Source organism: Faecalibacterium sp. AF10-46, from assembly GCF_003604105.1.
Classification (GTDB): Bacteria; Bacillota; Clostridia; order Oscillospirales; family Ruminococcaceae; genus Faecalibacterium; species Faecalibacterium taiwanense.
The window spans coordinates 384,842-404,294 of record NZ_QVGY01000001.1 but is presented as its reverse complement, the minus strand read 5'-3'; the positions used below and the strand labels follow the sequence as shown (position 1 = coordinate 404,294).

18 protein-coding genes are annotated in these 19,453 nt (G+C 58.9%); 7 read left to right on the top strand and 11 right to left on the bottom strand.

Annotated features, from left to right (window positions below):
- Window positions 1-58: 58 nt before the first annotated feature.
- A complete protein-coding gene (gene prfA / locus DWV57_RS01965; protein ID WP_097774901.1) occupies window positions 59-1,150 on the bottom strand; it encodes a peptide chain release factor 1 in 1,092 nt (363 codons plus the stop codon).
- A gap of 94 nt (window positions 1,151-1,244) precedes the next feature.
- Complete coding sequence (locus DWV57_RS01960; protein ID WP_005941184.1) at window positions 1,245-1,433, bottom strand: DUF951 domain-containing protein; 189 nt, start codon at window positions 1,431-1,433, stop codon at window positions 1,245-1,247.
- A gap of 216 nt (window positions 1,434-1,649) precedes the next feature.
- Here DWV57_RS01960 and DWV57_RS01955 point away from each other — a divergent pair, with 216 nt between their 5' ends.
- Together DWV57_RS01955 and DWV57_RS01950 are read left to right on the top strand one after the other, a co-directional pair.
- Window positions 1,650-2,585, top strand: a complete 936-nt coding sequence (locus DWV57_RS01955; protein ID WP_005941187.1) for a S1 RNA-binding domain-containing protein — start codon at window positions 1,650-1,652, stop codon at window positions 2,583-2,585.
- Between the two features lie 38 nt (window positions 2,586-2,623).
- Entirely contained in the window at window positions 2,624-3,187 is a 564-nt protein-coding gene (locus DWV57_RS01950) for a DUF4364 family protein (protein ID WP_005941189.1), read from the top strand.
- 54 nt (window positions 3,188-3,241) lie between these two features.
- On the opposite strand, the gene spoIVA is transcribed toward DWV57_RS01950, so the two are convergent.
- The 3 genes from spoIVA to DWV57_RS01935 form a co-directional block, all read right to left on the bottom strand.
- On the bottom strand, window positions 3,242-4,732 hold the full coding sequence (spoIVA, locus tag DWV57_RS01945) for a stage IV sporulation protein A (RefSeq protein WP_120019925.1): 1,491 nt from the start codon (window positions 4,730-4,732) through the stop codon (window positions 3,242-3,244).
- 140 nt (window positions 4,733-4,872) lie between these two features.
- Window positions 4,873-6,207, bottom strand: coding sequence for an aspartate--tRNA(Asn) ligase (aspS, locus tag DWV57_RS01940; protein WP_120019759.1), 1,335 nt, complete (start codon window positions 6,205-6,207; stop codon window positions 4,873-4,875).
- 221 nt (window positions 6,208-6,428) lie between these two features.
- Window positions 6,429-7,049: a sugar transferase gene (locus DWV57_RS01935; protein WP_120019758.1), complete on the bottom strand. Its 621-nt coding sequence runs from the start codon at window positions 7,047-7,049 to the stop codon at window positions 6,429-6,431.
- A 328-nt stretch (window positions 7,050-7,377) separates the two neighbouring features.
- Between DWV57_RS01935 and DWV57_RS01930 the strand changes: the two genes are divergently transcribed.
- A complete protein-coding gene (locus tag DWV57_RS01930; RefSeq protein ID WP_120019757.1) occupies window positions 7,378-9,393 on the top strand; it encodes a TIM-barrel domain-containing protein in 2,016 nt (671 codons plus the stop codon).
- Between the two features lie 207 nt (window positions 9,394-9,600).
- A complete protein-coding gene (locus tag DWV57_RS01925) occupies window positions 9,601-10,968 on the top strand; it encodes an MATE family efflux transporter (RefSeq protein WP_120019756.1) in 1,368 nt (455 codons plus the stop codon).
- A 134-nt stretch (window positions 10,969-11,102) separates the two neighbouring features.
- Here DWV57_RS01925 and DWV57_RS14385 read toward each other — a convergent pair whose 3' ends face one another.
- Complete coding sequence (locus DWV57_RS14385; RefSeq protein WP_165853640.1) at window positions 11,103-11,240, bottom strand: hypothetical protein; 138 nt, start codon at window positions 11,238-11,240, stop codon at window positions 11,103-11,105.
- A 207-nt stretch (window positions 11,241-11,447) separates the two neighbouring features.
- The gene (locus tag DWV57_RS01920) at window positions 11,448-11,996 is read right to left on the bottom strand and encodes a GNAT family N-acetyltransferase (RefSeq protein ID WP_120019755.1); all 549 of its coding nucleotides are present in this window, start codon (window positions 11,994-11,996) and stop codon (window positions 11,448-11,450) included.
- A 197-nt stretch (window positions 11,997-12,193) separates the two neighbouring features.
- Here DWV57_RS01920 and DWV57_RS01915 point away from each other — a divergent pair, with 197 nt between their 5' ends.
- From DWV57_RS01915 to DWV57_RS01905, 3 genes are read left to right on the top strand one after another with little or no spacing between them, the layout of a single operon-like run.
- Window positions 12,194-12,949 carry a GntR family transcriptional regulator gene (locus DWV57_RS01915; protein ID WP_120019754.1) on the top strand — a complete coding sequence of 252 codons (756 nt, stop codon included), beginning with the start codon at window positions 12,194-12,196 and terminating at the stop codon, window positions 12,947-12,949.
- Window positions 12,950-12,977: 28 nt separating this feature from the next.
- Entirely contained in the window at window positions 12,978-13,919 is a 942-nt protein-coding gene (pyrB, locus tag DWV57_RS01910) for an aspartate carbamoyltransferase (RefSeq protein ID WP_120019753.1), read from the top strand.
- Between the two features lies 1 nt (window position 13,920).
- Window positions 13,921-14,358, top strand: a complete 438-nt coding sequence (locus DWV57_RS01905) for an aspartate carbamoyltransferase regulatory subunit (protein ID WP_120019752.1) — start codon at window positions 13,921-13,923, stop codon at window positions 14,356-14,358.
- Between the two features lie 419 nt (window positions 14,359-14,777).
- On the opposite strand, the gene DWV57_RS01900 is transcribed toward DWV57_RS01905, so the two are convergent.
- The 4 genes from DWV57_RS01900 to DWV57_RS01880 all read right to left on the bottom strand — a co-directional run bounded on the left by DWV57_RS01900 (window position 14,778) and on the right by DWV57_RS01880 (window position 19,404).
- Complete coding sequence (locus DWV57_RS01900) at window positions 14,778-16,085, bottom strand: sensor histidine kinase (RefSeq protein WP_120019751.1); 1,308 nt, start codon at window positions 16,083-16,085, stop codon at window positions 14,778-14,780.
- Entirely contained in the window at window positions 16,078-16,800 is a 723-nt protein-coding gene (locus tag DWV57_RS01895) for a LytTR family DNA-binding domain-containing protein (protein WP_120019750.1), read from the bottom strand. The genes DWV57_RS01900 and DWV57_RS01895 overlap by 8 nt, the downstream gene beginning before the upstream one ends.
- Before the next feature lie 59 nt (window positions 16,801-16,859).
- Window positions 16,860-18,227 carry a sodium-dependent transporter gene (locus DWV57_RS01890; protein WP_120019749.1) on the bottom strand — a complete coding sequence of 456 codons (1,368 nt, stop codon included), beginning with the start codon at window positions 18,225-18,227 and terminating at the stop codon, window positions 16,860-16,862.
- Between the two features lie 346 nt (window positions 18,228-18,573).
- Window positions 18,574-19,404 carry a pseudouridine synthase gene (locus DWV57_RS01880; protein WP_005941260.1) on the bottom strand — a complete coding sequence of 277 codons (831 nt, stop codon included), beginning with the start codon at window positions 19,402-19,404 and terminating at the stop codon, window positions 18,574-18,576.
- Between the last annotated feature and the right edge of the window lie 49 nt (window positions 19,405-19,453).

Below are 19,453 nucleotides of genomic sequence, written 5' to 3'. Positions count from 1 at the left end.
GTATTTATGCTTTTCAGCATTTATCGACAGGATATCGTTTTATTTTCAAAGCCACATTTCAGCCCTGCTCGTTGAGCTTTTGCAGCTTTTCGGCCTGTTCGCGGGTGGCCAGTGCGTCGATCAGCTCGTCCAGATTGCCGTCCATGATCTTGGAAAGATTGTGCACGGTCAGGCCGATGCGGTGGTCGGTGCAGCGGTCCTGCGGGAAGTTGTAGGTGCGGATCTTTTCACTGCGGTCGCCGGTGCCCACCTGCCCCTGACGGCTGGCGTTGATGGCATCCTGCTGCTGTTTCTGCTTCTGGGCCAGCAGGCGGCTGCGCAGGATCTCCAGCGCCTTGTCCTTGTTCTGGAACTGGCTGCGCTCGTTCTGGCATTCTACCACCATGCCGGTGGGGAGATGTGTCACACGGATGGCGCTGGAGGTTTTGTTGATGTGCTGACCGCCCGCGCCGGAGGAGCGGAAGGTGTCGATGCGCAGGTCCTTCATGTCCAGCGCAAAGTCCACCTCTTCGGCCTGCGGCATCACAGCTACCGTGGCCGTGGAGGTGTGGATGCGGCCCTGCGTCTCGGTCTCCGGCACACGCTGCACACGGTGCACACCGCTCTCGTACTTGAGGCGGTTGTAGGCCCCGGCACCGTCCACCGAAAAGATGGCCTCCTTCACGCCGCCAAGCTCCGTCTCGTTGAGGTTGAGCATTTCCAGCTGCCAGCCCCTGCTTTGCACATACATGGTGTACATGCGCAGCAGGCTGTGGGCAAACAGGGCAGCTTCCTCCCCTCCTGCGCCGCCGCGGATCTCCACAATGACATTTTTGCCATCGTTCACATCCTTGGGCAGCAGCAAAATTTTGAGATTATTTTCCAGCTTTTCCACATCTTGACTTTTTTCGCTGATTTCCTGCTGTATCATCTGCTTGAAGTCCGGGTCAAGTGCGCCCGGTTCTTCCAGCAGAGCTTTGGCCTGTGCCAGATGATCCTGTGCGGTCTGCCATGCGCGGTAGGCCTGCACCACAGGTTCTGCATCGTGATACTCCCGCATCAGCCTGCGGAAAAGCGCAGGGTCTGCGGCGGTATCCGGCTGGTTCAGGCGGATGGAAAGCTCTTCAAAGCGGTGGCAGACGGCATCCATCTGGGTAAACATGTTCGGCATAATTCCGGCAGTTCTCCTTACAAACTCAGATTCATGTTCGTGCAGCCGAACGGCTCCGGGGCCTTTCCGCCCCGGATGCGTGCTGCGCCGGGCGCTAGGCCTGCCCGGGTTTTACCACCTTTTTGATGTTCTTTTCAATTTTAGCACGCGGCAGCATCACCTCGCGCCCACAGCCGGTACACCGGATCTTAAAATCCATGCCGACGCGCAGCACCTCGAAGCTGGACGCTCCGCAGGGGTGCTTTTTGCGGGTGAGGATGGTATCACCTACAGCAATGTCCATAGCTCTGCTTCTCCCTTCTGCCTGCCCAAAACAGCAGGCGGTGTGTGCGCAAAGTCCGGCGTGCCGGTTTGCTGCGCATACAGACATAGTATAATGCAAAGCCGCACAAAATGCAAATATCCGCCCATGCGGATGCATAAGTTTTAATGAAATGGAGCTGGCTTTCCCAGACGGCACCTGTCCAGCTCCCAAAAACAACAGAAAGAGGAATGAAAGATGATGCAAGCTTACCGTACCGAAGGCAACTACCGTTCTGCTGCGCGCCTGTCCCCCGCTGAACTGCGCGCCGCCATGGCAAACCGCGAGATCCTGCAGGCCACTGCTCTGGCCTTTGATACCCAGCGCCAGCTGCGGTTCGAGATCGGCGGGGTGAGAGCCGTGATGCCCTTTGCCCAGTGCGCCGATGGTGCCGCAAACGGCACCGTGCGGGACATTGCGGTGCTGACGAGGGTGGGCCGTCCCACCTGCTTTGTGATCGAGGCGCTGGACACCGACGAGAACGGTCAGCCCTTCTATCGGCTCTCCCGCGCGCTGGCGCAGCAGATGTGCAAGGCCGACTATCTGGACACCCTGCAGCCCGGCGATATCCTGCCCTGCACCGTGACCCATATCGAACCGTTTGGCGCGTTCTGTGATGTGGGCTGCGGCATCAGTGCCCTGCTGCCCATCGACTGCATGTCGGTGAGCCGCATCTCCTCCCCCGCCGACCGGGTGAGCGTGGGCCAGCAGATCTTGTGCGCCGTCAAGAACCGGGATGTACAGGGCCGCTTTGTGCTGACCATCCGGGAACTGCTGGGCACATGGGAGGAAAATGCGGCCGGGTTCACCGTGGGTGAGACCGTGGTGGGCATCGTGCGCAGCGTGGAGGAATACGGCACCTTTATCGAGATCGCGCCCAACCTCGCGGGCCTTGCCGAGAGCTGCACCGACCTTGTGCCCGGGCAGGCGGTGAGCGTCTACATCAAGAACATCCTGCCGGAAAAAATGAAGATCAAGCTGGTGATCGTGAACCACGCCCTGAGCCAGCGCCACCGGTTCGAGCTGAAGTATTTCATCACCGAGGGCCATCTGGACCACTGGGTGTACTCCACGCCGGAAAGCCCCAAGCGCATTGAGACAGATTTTGCCGCTGCGGCTTGCAATCCGGCGTGAAAGCCTTTATACTATAAAAGAAAAGGAATGCAAGGGGGATGTATGGAACGATGGCCGCCAATGATGCTTTTACTGCCGGTGTACGTCCCGGCGGGTTGACCAGCAGCACCGAGATCCGGCTGCTGCTGTGCTATCTGGTCAAAAATGCCGGACCCATTGCCCGGCAGGAGATCGAAAACGCCCTGATGGAAGAAGCGCTGGTGAACTATTTCGAGATCGGCTCGTGTCTGGACGATATCACCAGGCAGCAGCTCGTCACCCTGACAAAGGGCAGCTACACCATCACCGAGAAAGGCCGCAAAGTGGCGCAGGAGCTTGCCTACGACCTGCCCCGCAGTGTGCGGGAGCGCGCTGTGGCCGCTGTGCTGCGCTGCCAGACATGGGCACGCAAGGAAGCCAAGTACAGTGCCAGCATTACCGAAAAAGAGGACGGCCACTGCACCATCCGCTGCACGGTGAAAGGGCTGGACAGTGAGCTGTTCTGTCTGGATCTCGGCACACCGGACCGGCTGACCGCCGAGCTGGTAAAAAAGCAGTTCATCCTCAAGGGCAACGAGATCTACCAAATGCTCATCAATAAGCTGACCGAAGAAGAGAAGTGAACAAATAAAGAGGGAGGCACCCGCGCGGCGCTTCCCTCTTCTGTTTTGTAGCGGTCAGATCAGAATGCAGATCAGCCCGGTGCAGCCCTCATTGATGACCCGTTCCAGCGTTTCCTGCAGGCGGGTGCGGGCCTCCTGCGGCATGTGCAGCAGCTTGTTCTGCAGCCCTTCGTTCACCAGCTCGTGCAGGCTCTTGCCAAAGATGTTGGATTCCCACAGCTTTTCCGGGTCGTCCTCAAAGCCGGCCAGCAGGCTGCGGGCAAGGTCCTCGCTCTGCTTTTCGGTGCCCACGATGGGGCTGATCTCGGTGTGGATGGTGGCCTTCATCATCTGGATGGAGGGCGCGCAGGCTTCCAGCCGCACGCCGTAGTTCGTGCCCTGCCGCACGATCTGGGGCTGTTCCAGCTTCAGCTCGCTGACCGTGGGCATCACGATGCCATAGCCGGTGGCTTCCACCTGCTCAAGGGCACTACGTACCTTCTCGTACTCCCGTTTGGCCTTTGCCAGCTCCATGATGCAGGGCATCAGGCCCGCTTCGTCGCCAATGGCAAGGCCGGTCTGCTCGCTCAGCACCTGATAGAAAATTTCCGGCTTCAGCTCCACCGTGATGCGCACACTGCCATTTGCAAGGTCGATGCCGCTGATGGCCGAGCGCTGCACTGCGTCACATTCCAGCGCAGGTGCGTCTGTTCCGGAGGGCACATCCTTCATGCGGGAGACCTTTGCCGCCAGCTGCATGGCCGCATCGTACACCTGCGTCTGCAGCCAGTGGCCGTTTTCCAGCATCGTGACCCAGCGCGGCAGGGCAAAATCCAGCTCCTGCACCGGGAACTCGTACAGCACCTGCCGCAGGATGCCGCCCAGCGCCGCCGCGTCCAGATCCACGCAGCTCACCGGCAGCACGGTGTGGTCGTAGTCCCGTGCCATGCCCTCGGCCAGCTGCTTCGTCTCCGGCGCATCCGGGTGGGTGCTGTTGAGCAGGATGATGTAGGGCTTGCCCAGCGCATCCAGTTCTTCCACGATGCGCTTCTCGGTTCTGGCATAGCCCTCCCGCGGGATGTCGCTCACAGAGCCGTCGGTGGTGACCACGATGCCGATGGTGGAGTGTTCGCAGATCACCTTGCGGGTGCCGGTCTCGGCGGCAAGGTCGAAGGGCACCTCGTGGTCGAACCACGGGCTTTTGACCATGCGGGGCTTGTCGTTCTCCTCGTGGCCCATAGCCCCCTCCACCATGTAACCCACGCAGTCGATGAGCCGCACCCGGCACTCGCCGCCGCCCTCCAACTGCAGGGGCACGGCTGCTTCCGGGATGAATTTTGGTTCCGTGGTCATGATGGTGCGGCCCGCTGCCGACTGGGGCAGCTCGTCCCGGGCACGCTCCCGCGCAGCCGCCGGGCCGATGGCGGGCAGCACCAGCTGTTCCATGAAACGCTTGATAAAGGTGGATTTGCCGCTGCGCACCGGGCCAACCACCCCAATGTAGATATCTCCGCCGGTGCGTGCACCGATCTCGCGGCAGATGCTCTTCTGTTCCTGATTTGCCAAATTGCTCTCCCCTTCCCGTTTGCGCTGTGCACCGGACAGGATTCCGGTCCGCTTGTTGTAATCGTATGTTGGGGAAAGGCCGGATATGACAAAAGGCTCCCATGCCAGCAGCACAGGAGCCTTTACAAGCATTTTTACAATTACGGGGTCAGACGGTTGGGGCCGCGGAACAGGAACTCGGCGTCCTTGATGGTCAGGCCGCACAGCAGCATGGTCAGACGGTCGATGCCAATGCCGAAGCCACCGTGGGGCGGGCAGCCGTACTGGAAGAACTCCAGATAGAACTTGACATCATCGGCCAGACCCTTTTCCTCGGCCTGCTTCTTCAGCACCTCGTAGCGGTGCTCACGCTGTGCGCCGGTGGTGATCTCGACACCACGCCAGATCAGGTCGTAGCCCTGGGGCACGCCGTTCTCGTCGCGCATGTGGTAGAAGGCACGCTTCTCGGCAGAGTAATCGGTGATGAAGAGGAACTCGTGACCGTAATGCTTCTTCACCCACTCATAGCTCAGGCGCTCGGCCTCAGTGGTCAGGTCGCCCTTCTCGCTCTCATCGACGGTGTAGCCGAACTCTTCTTCCAGACCCTTGTACAGGTCAGCCAGCTTGACCACCGGGAACGGAGTGGTGGGAACGATCACTTCCTGCCCGAACATCTCCTTGATCTGGTCGCCGTAGTTGTCCTTGACGGCCTGCAGACCGGCGGTGAGCAGCTCTTCCTCCATCTTCATCACGTCTTTATAGGAAGTGATGTAGCTGAACTCCAGATCGAAGCCGGAGAACTCGGTGGAGTGCTTGTTGGTGTAGCTCTTCTCGGCGCGGAACACAGGGCCGGTCTCGAAGATGCGCTCAAAGCCTGCAGCCATGGCCATCTGCTTGTAGAACTGAGGGCTCTGTGCCAGATAGGCGTTGCGGTCAAAGTAGTCCACCTTGAACACCTCAGAGCCGCTCTCGCTGGCAGCAGCGATCAGCTTTGGGGTGTGGATCTCGATGAAGTTACGGTCCAGCAGGAACTTGCGCATGGCGTTCACAAAGCAGCTCTGTGCCTTGAACATGAGCTGGTTCTCGTCGGTGCGCAGGTCGATCCAGCGGTAATCAATGCGCTGGTCGATGCTGGAGCGCTCCACAGCCTTCTTTTTCTTGGTGGCTGCGATCTCCTTGCGGACGATGGGCAGAGCGTTGGCGATGCTCTCGATCTCGATGCTCTCGGGGATCATCTCCACGCCGCCCATCTTGACGTAGTCGTTCTCCACCACCTTGCCGGTGACGGTGATGACGGAGTCCGGGGTGAGCTGATCGATGGTATCCACCAGATCGGGGTGATCTTCCTTTTCCACCGTGATCTGCAGCTTGCCGGTAATATCCTTCAGCACGATAAAGGCCATATACTTGCTGTTGCGCAGGTTCTCGATAAAGCCCTGCACCTTGACCGTGCCGCCGATGGCCTTTTGAGCCTCGTTGATATAGGTGCGTTCCATAATACAGGAATCCTCCTTTGACGTCTTGTGTACTGTTTTATTATACGCTTTTCCGGGGATAAATCAAGAGATATGGCGATTTCGAGTTCGCGAGGCAAAATGCAGTTTCTGTTCACGACCCCTTCTGTGAAAAAGCAGTTCTGGAAAATCCGCAGATTTTTCAGAACTGCAAATAAAAAATATTTTTCCGCTAAGAATGGCAGAGCAAAGCGGAGCCATTTTTAATGATCCCGCTTTTCCTCTTCGTGCAGAGTGCCGGTGCCGCCCTCCACCACGCCGTCGTGCTTAAGCACCGCGGCAATGGTGCCGAAGAAGCATTTCACATCCAGCCCAAAGCTCAGATGCTCCACATACCAGCCGTCCAGCTTGGCCTTCTCGGCAATTTCCAGCTCGTCGCGGCCGTGGATCTGTGCCCAGCCGGTCAGGCCCGGGCGCACATCGTTTGCATGGTACTTGTCGCGCTCTGCCAGCAGGTCATACTGGTTCCACAAAGCAGGCCGCGGGCCGATGACCGCCATATCACCTACAAAGATGTTCCACAGCTGGGGCAGCTCGTCCAGACTGGTCTTGCGCAGGAAATGACCCATGCGGGTGATATACTGGTCCGGGTCGTGCAGCAGATGGGTGGGCATATCGTGGGGCGTGTCGATGCGCATGGTGCGGAACTTTAAAATGTAAAAGTGCTTTTTGCCAATGCCCACACGCTTCTGTTTGAAGAACACCGGGCCGGGCGAGTCCAGCTTGATGGCGACGGCCAGAATGAGAAAAAGCCAGGACAGGCAGATCATGCCGCACAGCGACAGCACCACCGCCAGCAGGCGCTTGATTCCATTGCGATACATGGGTTTCCTCCATTTTCCGATTCAAAGTAGCAGTTCCAGTATAACAGTATGGGCCGGAATTTGCAATTGCATCCGCCGCCTGCCGCCGATATTTTTATGCTTTGGCTGCGTTCTGCCGGTTTTGTGGCAAAAAAGTGCCGGTTTTGTCTCTTGTTTTGCAGCGTGGCCCGGGGTAAGATAAAGAAAATGAGAAGTCCACTCCCCCAGTCTCGCTTTCGCTCGACAGCCCCCTCGGAGATGGGGCCTTTGGCAAAACCTCTCACTTTTGGAGAGGCAGCACGCCGAAAGGCGTGACGGAGAGGGCAAGGATGCTACAAGGAGGTTCCCTATGATCCAGCGTTTCCGTTTTGGCCTGCCCCTGCCCACCGACAGTGTGGTGCAGGAGATCCCAGTTTCCGCCGGGCCGGTGCCCTTCCTCACAGCCGAAGAAGACGGCTGGGCCTACCGGATGGCTCCGGATGCCATCGTGTACGGTCTGGGCGAAATGCCCCGCGGCATCAACAAGCGCGGCTGGCACTACGTGACCAACAACACTGACGAATCCCGCCACAGCGAGGATAAGCTTTCCTACTATGGTGCGCACAATTTTCTGCTCATTGACGGCGGTGCGGGCCGTGAATGCTTTGGTGTGTTCATCGATTTCCCGGGCAAAGTGCGTTACGATATCGGCTACACCGAATACGATGCCCTGCGCTTTGCCACCGAAGAGCCGGATCATGAGCTTTACATCATTACCGGCGACGACCTGAACGATATCAGCCGCCAGTTCCGGCAGCTCATCGGCCGCAGCTATATCCCGCCCAAGTGGGCCTTTGGTCTGGCACAGAGCCGCTTTGGCTACAAGACCGCTGCGGACGTGCGGGAGGTGGCCCGCCAGTACAAAGAGAACGATCTGCCGCTGGATATGATCTGCATGGACATCGATTACATGCAGGACTACGCGGATTTTACCGTAAACAAGCAGCGCTTCCCGGACCTTGCCGCCCTGAGCGCCGAACTGAAAGCGCAGGGCATCCGGCTGGTGCCCATCATCGATGCGGGTGTGCGCATCGACCCGGAAAACCCCGTCTGTGCCGAGGGCCTTGCAAACGGTTCCTTCTGCACCAAAGCCGACGGCACCCCCTTTGTGGCGGCGGTGTGGCCCGGCAAGGCTTACTTTGCGGACTTCCTGCGCCCGGAGGTGCGGGAGTGGTTCGGCCGGCAGTACAAGGCACTGACCGACTGCGGCATCGAGGGCTTCTGGAATGACATGAACGAGCCTGCGCTGTTTTACTCACCCGAGCGGCTCAAGGCTTTCTTTGAGAGCATGGACGAACTGAGCCGGAAGGACAACATCGTGCAGGATGAATTCTTTGGTAAGGTGGTGGGCGGCGCGCTGGGCCTGATGAACGCCCCGGAGGACTACGCCAGCTTCTATCACGATGTGGACGGCCAGCGGGTGCGCCATGACAGGGTGCACAACCTCTACGGCGGCAATATGACCCGTGCGGCAGGCGAAGCCTTTGCCCGCCTGCGGCCCGGCAGACGCACGCTGCTCTACAGCCGTTCCAGCTTCATCGGCAGCCACCGCTACGGCGGCATCTGGCTGGGTGACAACGCTTCCACATGGGCACAGCTTCTGGCCAATATCCAGATGATGCCCAACGTGCAACTGTGCGGCTTTCTTTATACCGGTGCCGACCTGTGCGGTTTTTCCTACGATACTACGCCTGATCTGGCTCTGCGCTGGCTGGAGTTCGGCCTGTTCACGCCGCTGATGCGCAACCACGCCACCGACGGCTCCCGGATGCAGGAATACTACCGCTTTGCGGATATGCTGCCTGCCCTGCGGAAGATGCTCCGGCTGCGGTATGCCCTGCTGCCCTACCTTTATAGTACCTTCATGAAGGCGGCATTGGAAAATACCAGTTACTTCCGGCCCTTGGGCTTTGATTTTCCTGCTGACCCGGATGCCCGCGAGGTGCAGGACCAGCTGCTGCTGGGCGAGGGTGTGATGGTAGCGCCCGTCTACACCCAGAACGCCAGCGGACGGCATGTCTACCTGCCGGAAGCAATGAAGCTCTACCGCATCCGCAGTGTGGACGACTACGACACCGAGCTTCTGCCCGCCGGGCACCACTACGTCCGCTGCGCATTGGACGAAGTGCTGCTGTTCATCCGCCCGGGCCATGCGGTGCCGGTGGCAAGACCCGCCAGCTGCACCGCCCAGCTGGACGATACCAGCCTGACCCTGTGGGCCTGCCCGGACGAAAATGGCAGCGCCCGCTGCCGGATGTACACCGATGACGGCGAGACGAGCGATTTTGCCGCACCGGAGCACTGGAAGGTGCTTGAATCCAACTGAAAAACCGTTTTCCTGTGGCATTGCCGGAAAAAGCTGTCTTTTTTTTCGGCGGTGCCACTTGTATTTTTCTGCGCCGCGCGTTATAATATGCCTTCGGTTCCCTTTATTTACGAAAAATTTACATTTCAGATGCTGTCCTCCCAAGCAGTGTGCAATGCTTCGGAAAACGGCTTCTCAGAGGAAACATAAAAAGGAGGCATTCATTCCATGGCACAGTCAAGCCGCACCGCTGACCTAACCAGCGGCCCGATGCTGCAAAAGATCATCCTGTTCTCCATCCCGCTGGCAGCTTCCAGCATTCTGCAGCTGCTGTTCAACGCTGCGGACGTAGTGGTCGTGGGCCGCTTTGCGGGCAGCACCGCACTGGCCGCCGTCGGCTCCAACGGCTCCCTCATCAACCTGCTGGTGAACCTGTTCGTAGGGCTTTCGCTGGGCGCAAACGTGGTGGCGGCCCGCTGCTTTGGCGCAAAGGATGACCGCGGCGTGCAGGACACGGTGCAGACCTCGGTGACGCTGGGCCTTGTCAGCGGCGTGCTGCTGGCTGTGGTGGGGTTCTTTGCAGCCCGGGGGCTGCTGGAGCTGATGAGCTGCCCGGAGGATGTGATCGACCTTTCTGCGCTGTACCTTAAAATTTATTTCATCGGGATGCCCATGACCATGCTTTACAACTTCAGCAGTGCGCTGCTGCGCGCCGTGGGCGACACCAAGCGCCCGCTGTACTGTCTGGCAGCAGCCGGCATCATCAACGTGGTGCTGAACCTTGTGTTCGTCATTGGCTTTTCCATGAGCGTGGCAGGCGTGGCGCTGGCTACCATCATCAGCCAGACCGTCTCTGCCTGCATGGTGACGCGGATGCTGATGAAGGAGGAGGGCGCGCTGCATCTGGATCTGCATCATCTGGGCTTCCACATGGGTGCCCTGAAGCAGATTTTGCTTATCGGCCTGCCTGCCGGTCTGCAGAGCACCGTGTTCAGCCTGTCCAATGTGGTCATCCAGTCGGCCATCAACTCCTTTGGTTCCACGGTGGTGGCAGGCAGTTCGGCCTCCGCCAATCTGGAGGGCTTCGTCTATACCGCCATGAACGCCTTTTCGCAGGCTGCCGTCACCTTTACCAGTCAGAACATGGGCGCGCGCAAGTACCAGAACCTGAACCGTGTTGTCCTCAACTGCCTGCTGTGCGCCATCGTGACCGGCGTGGTGCTGGGCGGCGGTGCGGTGCTGGCAGGCACCCAGCTGCTGCACTTCTACTCCTCGGATGCGGCGGTGATCGCCGCCGGATACGAACGCTTGCGGGTGATCTGCGGCACCTACCTGCTGTGCGGCATCATGGATACGCTGGCCAGCAGCCTGCGCGGCCTTGGCTACAGCGTGCTGCCCATGGTGGTGAGCCTTGTGGGCAGCTGCCTGCTGCGGCTGGTGTGGATCGCCACCATCTTCCAGCTGAACCGCACACCGTTCATGCTGTACATCAGCTACCCCATCAGCTGGGTGCTGACGGCTGCCGTGCATCTGGCCTGCCTGCTGGTGGTACGGCACAAGATGAAAAACAAAGAGCGGTCTTTGCAGGCAGTCTAAAGGGCAAATGGACATTGTTATTGACAATTCCTGCAAAAATCATTATATTATAAATAGAAAAGGTACTGTCCGCATGGTCAGTTCCCTACCCGTTTAGCCAAAAAGATTGACTGTACAAGTTGGTAGCTGGGCAGTCAATCTTTTTTGTTGCCACTGGCTTTGTGCTGGTAAAACTTTTCCATGACCTCAACGGCCAGACGGATCACGTCCACGATCAGACCCAACAGTGTGAGAATGAAGGTGAGCAGTGCGAGGGTTTCCAACAGAGTCACCGGATATCCCTCCCTTCGCCTTCAAGGCTCCGGGAAGTTTCATTTTGCAAAAAAGTTCCACTCCCGGAACCTCTGCTTCGTTCTATGTAGAAAGAGCAGCGATAACGGGCAGGAAGCATGACCACCTGCGCTTGCAGACAGCACCTTAACGCCACCCTTCGGGGTGGCATTTTTAGTTTAACATACTTTTTGACGAATTACAACTTTTTACAGCTCCTTTGCCAGCAGGTAGCGGTCGTGGCCGCCATACATTTCCCGCCGGGAGACGATGGCAAAACCGGACGCAAGGGCGTTGTGCAGGCTGTACTGGTTCTGCGGGCTGACGGTAGCACCGATATGGGTGATTTTTTTCGGGAAAAGCGGCAGCGCTGCTTCCAGCATGAGCCGTTGCAGGCCGTTGCCGCGAAAGTCTGCGTGGACGATGGCGCTGTCCGCATTGGCCCAGTGCTCCCACTCGGTGCGCGGCACATCCATGAAGGCCGCATAGTTGTGTGCGCTGCGCCCGCAGAAGCGCACGATGAGATACCCGCCAAGGCGGCTGCCCTGCCATGCGCCGATGCACAGGTCATTGCGGACATAGGCCGTGATGTTTTCCAGCGTGTCCGGCACGAACTGCTCCGGGTCCGGCATGGCGGCGCGCACCTCGTTCTGCAAGGCGTACACCGCCGGGGCCTGCTCCGGCGTGCAGCGGCGCAGCTGCATGGACATCGGCGGCTGCACCGGCTGGCCGCAGATCTTGTGCAGAAAAACTTCCATCTTGCGTTTCCCTCCAAAATAAAATCATACTTTTTCGCTGTTTCCAGTATAAATGCCGCTTTTATAAATGTCAATTTATGTTATAATAAAGTATAAAGGGGTCTGCGGCGTATGGCGTGGTCACAAAGGTGCCGTGCGGCGCAGGCTTCAAGTCCCGGCGGGGAGCATCCCCTGCCCGTGAACGGAGGAACCGAACCATGAAGGAATCTGCACTTACCTCTTCCAACCGATTGGGCGGTGCTGTGATCAGCGACCGCATCGTTGCCAGTCTGCTGGAAGAGCTGCGCACCGGGCGCTATGCCCGGGCCGACCGTCTGCCCGCCGAGGTAGATCTTGCCGCTGAGCTGGGCGTGAGCCGCACCGTCATCCGCGATGCTTTGAGCGAGATGGAGCGCGCAGGCTATGTGGAGCGCGTGCGCGGCATTGGCACGGTGGTGAACCGCGCTGTGCTGGGCCTGCGCAGCCGGCTGGACCAGAAGCTGGAATACTACCCGCTGATCCGCAGCTTTGGCAGCTACCCCCACGCCGACGGCATTCAGGTATTTCCCATCCGTGCCGGTGAAGAGCTGGCCCACGATCTGGAAATTGAGCCGGGCGACGACGTGATCTGCATCAAAAAGCGCATTCTGGCCGATACCACCCCGGTGATCTACTCCATCGACTACCTCCCCAGAGCACTGTTCGGTGCCAGAGACTACACCCGCATCGACCTGACCGGCGGCGTGTTCGATATTCTGGAACGGGAGTGCCACCAGCAGATCTCCTCCAACGTCGCCCACCTGAAGGCAAGCTGCGGCGACGATGCCATCCGCTCCGCCATGCGCCTTGCTCCGGGCGAGGCCATGCTGCTGCTGGACGAAGTGTGTTTCAATCGTTTGTGCCGCCCGGTGATGCGTTCGCTGAGCTACTACACGAACTTCTTTGATTTTTCCATTTTACGCAAGCTGCTCTAAACCAAAAAACTGACGGAGGTATGTACCCATGCGACATCTGATCGACCCGTTGGATTTTACCCAGCAGGAAATTTCCACTCTGCTCGACCTTGCCGACCGCATCCATGACGACCCGGCCGCGTATCAGGAGGTGGCCCGGCATAAAAAGCTGGCTACCCTGTTCTACGAGCCTTCCACCCGCACCCGCCTTTCCTTTGAGGCAGCCATGCTGAACCTTGGCGGCCATGTGCTGGGCTTTCCCAGTGAGAACGTGTCCAGCGCAAGCAAGGGCGAAAGCGTTGCCGACACCATCCGCGTGGTGTCCTGCTATGCGGACATCGTGGCCATGCGCCACCCCAAAGAGGGCGCACCGCTGCGCGCTTCCCGCTACTCCCGCATCCCGGTGATCAACGCGGGCGACGGCGGCCACCAGCACCCCACCCAGACCCTGACGGACCTCATGACCATCCGCCGCCGCATGGGACGGCTGGATGACCTGACCATCGGCCTGTGCGGCGACCTGAAATTCGGCCGCACCGTGCACTCCCTCATCAAGACCATGGCCCGCTGCAAGAACATCCGGTTCGTGCTTATCAGCCCGGAAGAGCTGCGCGTGCCGGACTACATCGTAAAGGACGTGCTGGAGGCCAACGGCATCCCCTACAAGGAGACCCGCAGTCTGGAGGAATCCATGTCGGAGCTGGACATCCTGTACATGACCCGCGTGCAGAAGGAGCGCTTCTTCAACGAGGAGGACTACATCCGCCTGAAGAACAGCTACATCCTCACCAAGGAAAAGATGGGCCTTGCAAAGCCGGATATGGCTGTGCTGCATCCCCTGCCCCGCGTCAACGAGATCGCACTGGACGTGGACGACGATCCCCGCGCCGCCTACTTTGAGCAGGTGCAGAACGGCGTGTATGTGCGTATGGCACTGATCATGACCCTGCTGGGCCTGCGCGACCCCAAGGCACCTAAGGAGGAAAACTGATATGCTGAACATCGATGAAATTCAGAACGGCATCGTGATCGACCACATCAAGGCAGGCACCGCCATTGGCCTGATGGATCTGCTGGGCATTGCGGGCAACCGCACCGCCAGCGTGGCGCTGATCCAGAATGCACGCAGCAACAAGAGCGCCAGCGGCCGCAAGGACATCATCAAGGTGGAGGGCGATGCTTCCTGGCTGAACCTGGATGTGCTGGCCTACCTTGACCCGGGCATCAGCGTGACCATCATTGAAAACGGCAAGGCCGTGCGCAAGGAAAAACCCAAGCCTCCCAAGCGTCTGGTGAACATCGTGCGGTGCAAGAACCCCCGCTGCATCTCCTCCATTGAGGAAGAGTGCGACCAGATCTTTGAGCTGAGCTCCAACGGCAAGTACCGTTGCATCTACTGCGAGCAGGAGCTGCAGGTAAAGCCGGAATAACGACACAGAAAAAGAGCTGCTGTATCAGGCGATTTTGCCGTACAGCAGCTCTTTTTTTGCAATAAAAAAAAACTGACGGTGCTCCCACCGACGCAAATGTCCTGTGCGGCAGATGCTCCATTCCCACAAGCAGCACCTGCCGGACAGAAATGCGACGTACCGAGTGACTTTATCAGCAGCAAACCCCAAAGTTCGCCGTTGAAAGCCCCGCCAGATGAGCTGCGCAGCGCATAAGGACTGCACAGCGAAGAGCAAAGGGAAAACAGAGCAGCTTAACACGCACCGCTGCCCGGATCACTGCACAGGGGGGCAAAGCTTCACCAAATTTTCCTTTGGCCGCAAATCCGCCCTGCCCCGGCAGGAGATCACCTTTACTGGCCCTAGTATAGCATTGTTGCGCGCCTGTTGCACAGAACATGTCATAAATTGTCGGTGCTCATGTCATGAACTGCGCACGGGATGGTGCAGGTAAACCGGAACCACCGGTCGCGGCAGCTCACGGTGTACTCGGCACCGTACTTGCGCAGCACGTCCTGCACGTTGGCAAGGCCCATGCCGTGGCCGCTCTCCTTTTTGGTGGTGCCGGGCAGCTTGCCCTCCTCCAGCAGCAGGTCTTCCTGCACGCGGTTGCGCACCGAGATCAGATATTCTTCCGGCGTTTTGCGGATGCGCACATGCACCTCCGGCGGCAGGGCCTGCGCTGCGGCGCGGATGGCGTTGTCCAGAAGGTTGGAGAGCACGATGACCATATCCATGCTGTCGAAGGGCATCCGCTTCAGATCGCACAGGTCAAAGTAAATGTTCACGCCAACTTTTGCCGCTTCTTCGTACTTTTTGCTCAGAATGGAATCCAGCAGCGGGTTGTGGGTATCCATGATGGTGGTGCCCGCCGCCACCGTTTTGCTCACGCTGGCAAGGTAGGTGCGGGCTCCCTTCAGGTCGTCCTGATCCAGCAGCGCGCTGAGAGCACTCATGTGGTTGGTGAACTCGTGGGTCAGGCGGCGCTGCTCCGTGTAGGAATCCAGCAGGGCTTCGGCACGCTGCTGTTCCAGCTGAGCACGGTAGCGGGAGTTCTGCCGCTGCACCACCTGATCGTTGAACATCTGCACGATGGCGATATGCACCAGCACCGCCACGCTCATGCCAAAGGTGAGCAGCATGGTCATCCGGGTAGCGGGCTGCTGGGTCCCTGTGACCATCAGTACGATGTTCAGCACCACAGCCACCCCGGGGAAAAAGGACATCACCAGCGCCTGTAGCGGCTGCAGAGCACACTTCTGGTTCCAGCTGTACAGGAAATGCGCAACTGCTGCACCCACGATAAGGTTCGCGGCGCACAGCGCGATCAGGCAGCCGGGGTGCTGCCATGCTTCGCCGGTGCGCACTCCTGTGAACCAGGAGTAGGTATAGTTGACCGTGTTCTCCACCAGCAGGCACATGGTGCCGTTGATCAGGCAGGCGGTGAGCTTATCGGCAAAGTTTCCGCCAAACAGCTGCGCCGTAACAAAAAGGTACAGCACATTGAGCAGGACGCTCTGCACATTGAAGAATGACATTCCTGCTGCGAGTGACAGGCCCATCTCCCCCATACACAGCAGCTCTGCCCACAGAACCGGCCAGCGCAGTTTTCCCCTGCCCAGATAGGCCCATTCTACCAGAATAAAGGCGTTGCACTGAATCAGACACACCAGATGCCCCAGCATCATTTCCGCAAATGCATCACTCATCCCCATACTGCCCCTTCCATTCCAGATATGCGTTCTGGATGGCCGCATAGCCTGCGCGGCTCACGCTCAGCTCCACCCCGTTTTTCAGCAGGGCGCGGTAGCTGCGGATGCTGCGCACATATTTCATGTTCACCACATCGCTGCGGCTCACCTGCAAAAAGCCGTTCTCGTAGAGCATGGGCGGCAGGTCGGCGATCTTGCCGTAGTAGGTGCAGATGGGCTGGCGGGCAATGTCGCCGTAGACGTTGATCTGGCGCAGGTCGCTTTCCAGATAATAGATCTGATCCAGCGGAATTTCCGTTTCGATGCGGTTGTGGTGCACCGTCAGAGTCTTGCGCTGGTCGGTCAGGGCGGCAAGCAGGTCGTCCAGACACTTGGGCAGGGTGCGCGCAATGTCCCGCTTGAGCAGGTAGCGGTAGGCGTTCACCGTGTAGCCTTCCAGCGCAAATTCCAGATAGGCCGAAACATACACCAGCATCAGGCCGGGGCACTTCTGCTTGAGCTGACGGCCCAGCACCATGCCGTTTGCACCGGGCATGTCCACGTCCAGAAACGCCAGCTGATACAGCTCCAGCCCCGGCGTTGCAAGCACCTCGGCTGCGCTGGTGCAGACGGCGGTGTGCACCTGCACGCTGCGGGCGGTAAAGTAGACAGTGACATATTCTGCCATGCGCGCGCCGAACGCCGCATCGTCGTCACAGATCAGGATATGCATGGAAGGTTCCTTTCTGCCGCAAAAGGCCCCTCTTGCAGTAAGAGGGGCCAAAGTAACTATCAGAGAAATTTATCGTAGAGACCAAAGGCAAAGATGAACAGCACGATCACCGGCAGCACGCAGGTCAGGTAGCCGCGCATCCAGTCGTGCATCTTGAGGCCCTTGCCGGTGTTGACTTCCTTTTTATAGTTGTCCCAGCCCCAGCCGTAGTTGGTAACGCAGAACAGCAGGTACACCAGGCTGCCCAGCGGCAGGAACAGGTTGCTCACGAGGAAGTCCTCCAAATCCAGCACAGCGCCGCCGAACACGGCAAAGCCGTCCCATGCCCACACGTTGTAGCCCAGCACGCAGGGCAGCGAAAGCAGAGTGATGAGCACGAAGTTCACCAGACTGGATTTCTTGCGGCTGCAGCCGGTCAGCTCCATGCCGCAGCAGATGATGTTCTCGAACACGGCCAGCACGGTGGAAAGCGCTGCAAAGGCCATGAACAGGAAGAACAGGGAGCCCCACAACCGGCCCATGGCCATGTTGGCAAAGATGTTGGGCAGGGTAATGAAGATCAGGCTGGGGCCGCTGGTCTGGTCCACACCGTAGGTGAAGCAGGCCGGGAAGATGATGAGACCGGCGGTGATGGCCACGAAGGTATCCAGCACCACGATGCGGGCGGACTCGCCCAGCAGGGAGTGCTCCTTGCCGATGTAGCTGCCAAAGATGGACATTGCGCCAATGCCAAGGCTCAGGGTGAAGAAGGCCTGATTCATGGCGGACACCAGCGTGTTGACCACGCCCACCTCTTTCATGCGCCCGAAGTCGGGCACGAGGAAGAAGCTCAGGCCTTCCTTTGCGCCGGGCATGAACAGGCTGTTGACGGCCAGCACCACCATGATCACCAGCAGGGCGATCATCATGACCTTGGTCACGCGCTCAAGGCCGTTCTGCAGGCCCTTGGCGCATACAAAGATGCCCAGTGCCACCACGAACACCATCCAGAAGGTCATCACGCCGGGGTCTGCCAGCATTTCGGTAAACTTGCCAGCCACCTGATCGGCGTTCAAGCCTGCCAGCTTACCGGTGGCGGTCATGTAGAAATAGTGCAGCATCCAGCCTGCCACGGTGGTGTAGAACATCATGAGCAGATAGCAGCCAATGAGGGTAAGATAGCCGTGGATGTGCCACTTCTGGCCCGGTTTTTCCAGTGCCTGATAGGCCCGCACCGGGCTTTTGCGGGAAGCGCGGCCCACTGCAAACTCCATGGTCATAATGGGCAGGCCCAGAATGACCAGAAAGAGCAGGTAGAACAGCACAAATGCGCCGCCACCGCCCTGACCGGCAATATAAGGGAACTTCCACACGTTGCCAATGCCGATGGCACAGCCCGCCGAAAGCAGAATGAAGCCCATGCGGGACTTCAGTTTTTCTCTTTCCATGATTCCAAACTCCTTGTTTTCCGTTCTGCTCTGCCCTGCCCTTTGCGGGGCCGGGCGAAGCGTTGCTTTTGTATTATAGCACAAATTTGGTCGAAGAACAGGGGCGCTTCAGTGAGATGAACTTTTGTTGTCAAAAGTATTCTTTGTCTTTCCCGCGTGCACAGCCTGTACATCCGGCAGGAGTGTTTGACACTTTTTATTGCTGGTGCGTTTGTTTTTTGCGTATTTGCAGTAAAATTCAATTTCATTCACTTGAAGCGTGAAAAGCTGACAGTTATTCATCTTTCCACCCAGCAGCAAAAAGGGGAGAAGCATCTTTGGACACTTCTCCCCTTTACAGGTGTATTTACTTGCGCTTTTTGGGGGCAGTACCCTTGCCCACCGGGCCGCGGGGGCGGCGCTCAGCAGCCTTGGACTGCACTGCAGCACTGCGGGTCTGGGCGCGGCCCTTGGCGGCAGCGGCACGCAGACCGTTGATCTCTGCCTTGGTCAGCTCACGGTAGGTGCCGGGCTTGAGCATTCCCAGCTTTACCACGCCCTCGGCATTGCGCTTCAGGCGCACCACCTCAAGGCCCACGGTCTCGCACATGCGGCGGATCTCGCGGTTTTTGCCCTCTTTCAGGGTCATTTCCATCACGGTGCGGCCCGGCTCGTCGGTAACAACGTTGATGGCGCAGGGCATGGTCTTGGTGCCGTCGTCCAGCACAACGCCGCTGCTCAGCTTCAGGATCTGGCTTTCATCGGCGCGGGGCTGCACGGTGACGCGGTACAGCTTGGAGATGCCGCCCGACGGATGGGTGACGGCCTGCGCAAATGCGCCGTCGTTGGTCATGAGCAGCAGGCCCTCGCTGTCCTTATCCAGACGGCCCACCGGGTACAGGCGGGCGGGGATATCGCTCACCAGCTCCATCACGGTCTTGCGGCCCAGCTCGTCGCTGGCGGTGGTCACATAGCCGCGGGGCTTGTACAGGGCCAGATAGTACATCTGCTGATCCTTGCGGATATAGATGCGCTCGTCGTCCACGTGCAGCACGTCGCGGTTGGGGTCCATCTTGTCGCCCACCTTGACGGGGTGGCCGTTGACCTTCACGCGGCCCTCGGCGATGATCTGCTCTGCCGCACGGCGGGAGCACAGACCCTGTTCAGCCATGATCTTTTGAATACGTTCTTCTGCCATAATAAAACTCCTTGTGCGCCTCCCGGCGCTCAAAACGCGCACCTCTCCC

What these genes read in the sequence shown, in the direction of transcription:
- prfA (WP_097774901.1), bottom strand. Translation starts at nt 1,150, where the DNA reads ATGCCGAACATGTTTACCCAGATGGATGCCGTCTGCCACCGCTTTGAA.
- DWV57_RS01960 (WP_005941184.1), bottom strand. Translation starts at nt 1,433, where the DNA reads ATGGACATTGCTGTAGGTGATACCATCCTCACCCGCAAAAAGCACCCC.
- DWV57_RS01955 (WP_005941187.1), top strand. Translation starts at nt 1,650, where the DNA reads ATGATGCAAGCTTACCGTACCGAAGGCAACTACCGTTCTGCTGCGCGC.
- DWV57_RS01950 (WP_005941189.1), top strand. Translation starts at nt 2,624, where the DNA reads ATGTATGGAACGATGGCCGCCAATGATGCTTTTACTGCCGGTGTACGT.
- aspS (WP_120019759.1), bottom strand. Translation starts at nt 6,207, where the DNA reads ATGGAACGCACCTATATCAACGAGGCTCAAAAGGCCATCGGCGGCACG.
- DWV57_RS01935 (WP_120019758.1), bottom strand. Translation starts at nt 7,049, where the DNA reads ATGTATCGCAATGGAATCAAGCGCCTGCTGGCGGTGGTGCTGTCGCTG.
- DWV57_RS01930 (WP_120019757.1), top strand. Translation starts at nt 7,378, where the DNA reads ATGATCCAGCGTTTCCGTTTTGGCCTGCCCCTGCCCACCGACAGTGTG.
- DWV57_RS01925 (WP_120019756.1), top strand. Translation starts at nt 9,601, where the DNA reads ATGGCACAGTCAAGCCGCACCGCTGACCTAACCAGCGGCCCGATGCTG.
- DWV57_RS01920 (WP_120019755.1), bottom strand. Translation starts at nt 11,996, where the DNA reads ATGGAAGTTTTTCTGCACAAGATCTGCGGCCAGCCGGTGCAGCCGCCG.
- DWV57_RS01915 (WP_120019754.1), top strand. Translation starts at nt 12,194, where the DNA reads ATGAAGGAATCTGCACTTACCTCTTCCAACCGATTGGGCGGTGCTGTG.
- pyrB (WP_120019753.1), top strand. Translation starts at nt 12,978, where the DNA reads ATGCGACATCTGATCGACCCGTTGGATTTTACCCAGCAGGAAATTTCC.
- DWV57_RS01905 (WP_120019752.1), top strand. Translation starts at nt 13,921, where the DNA reads ATGCTGAACATCGATGAAATTCAGAACGGCATCGTGATCGACCACATC.
- DWV57_RS01900 (WP_120019751.1), bottom strand. Translation starts at nt 16,085, where the DNA reads ATGAGTGATGCATTTGCGGAAATGATGCTGGGGCATCTGGTGTGTCTG.
- DWV57_RS01895 (WP_120019750.1), bottom strand. Translation starts at nt 16,800, where the DNA reads ATGCATATCCTGATCTGTGACGACGATGCGGCGTTCGGCGCGCGCATG.
- DWV57_RS01890 (WP_120019749.1), bottom strand. Translation starts at nt 18,227, where the DNA reads ATGGAAAGAGAAAAACTGAAGTCCCGCATGGGCTTCATTCTGCTTTCG.
- DWV57_RS01880 (WP_005941260.1), bottom strand. Translation starts at nt 19,404, where the DNA reads ATGGCAGAAGAACGTATTCAAAAGATCATGGCTGAACAGGGTCTGTGC.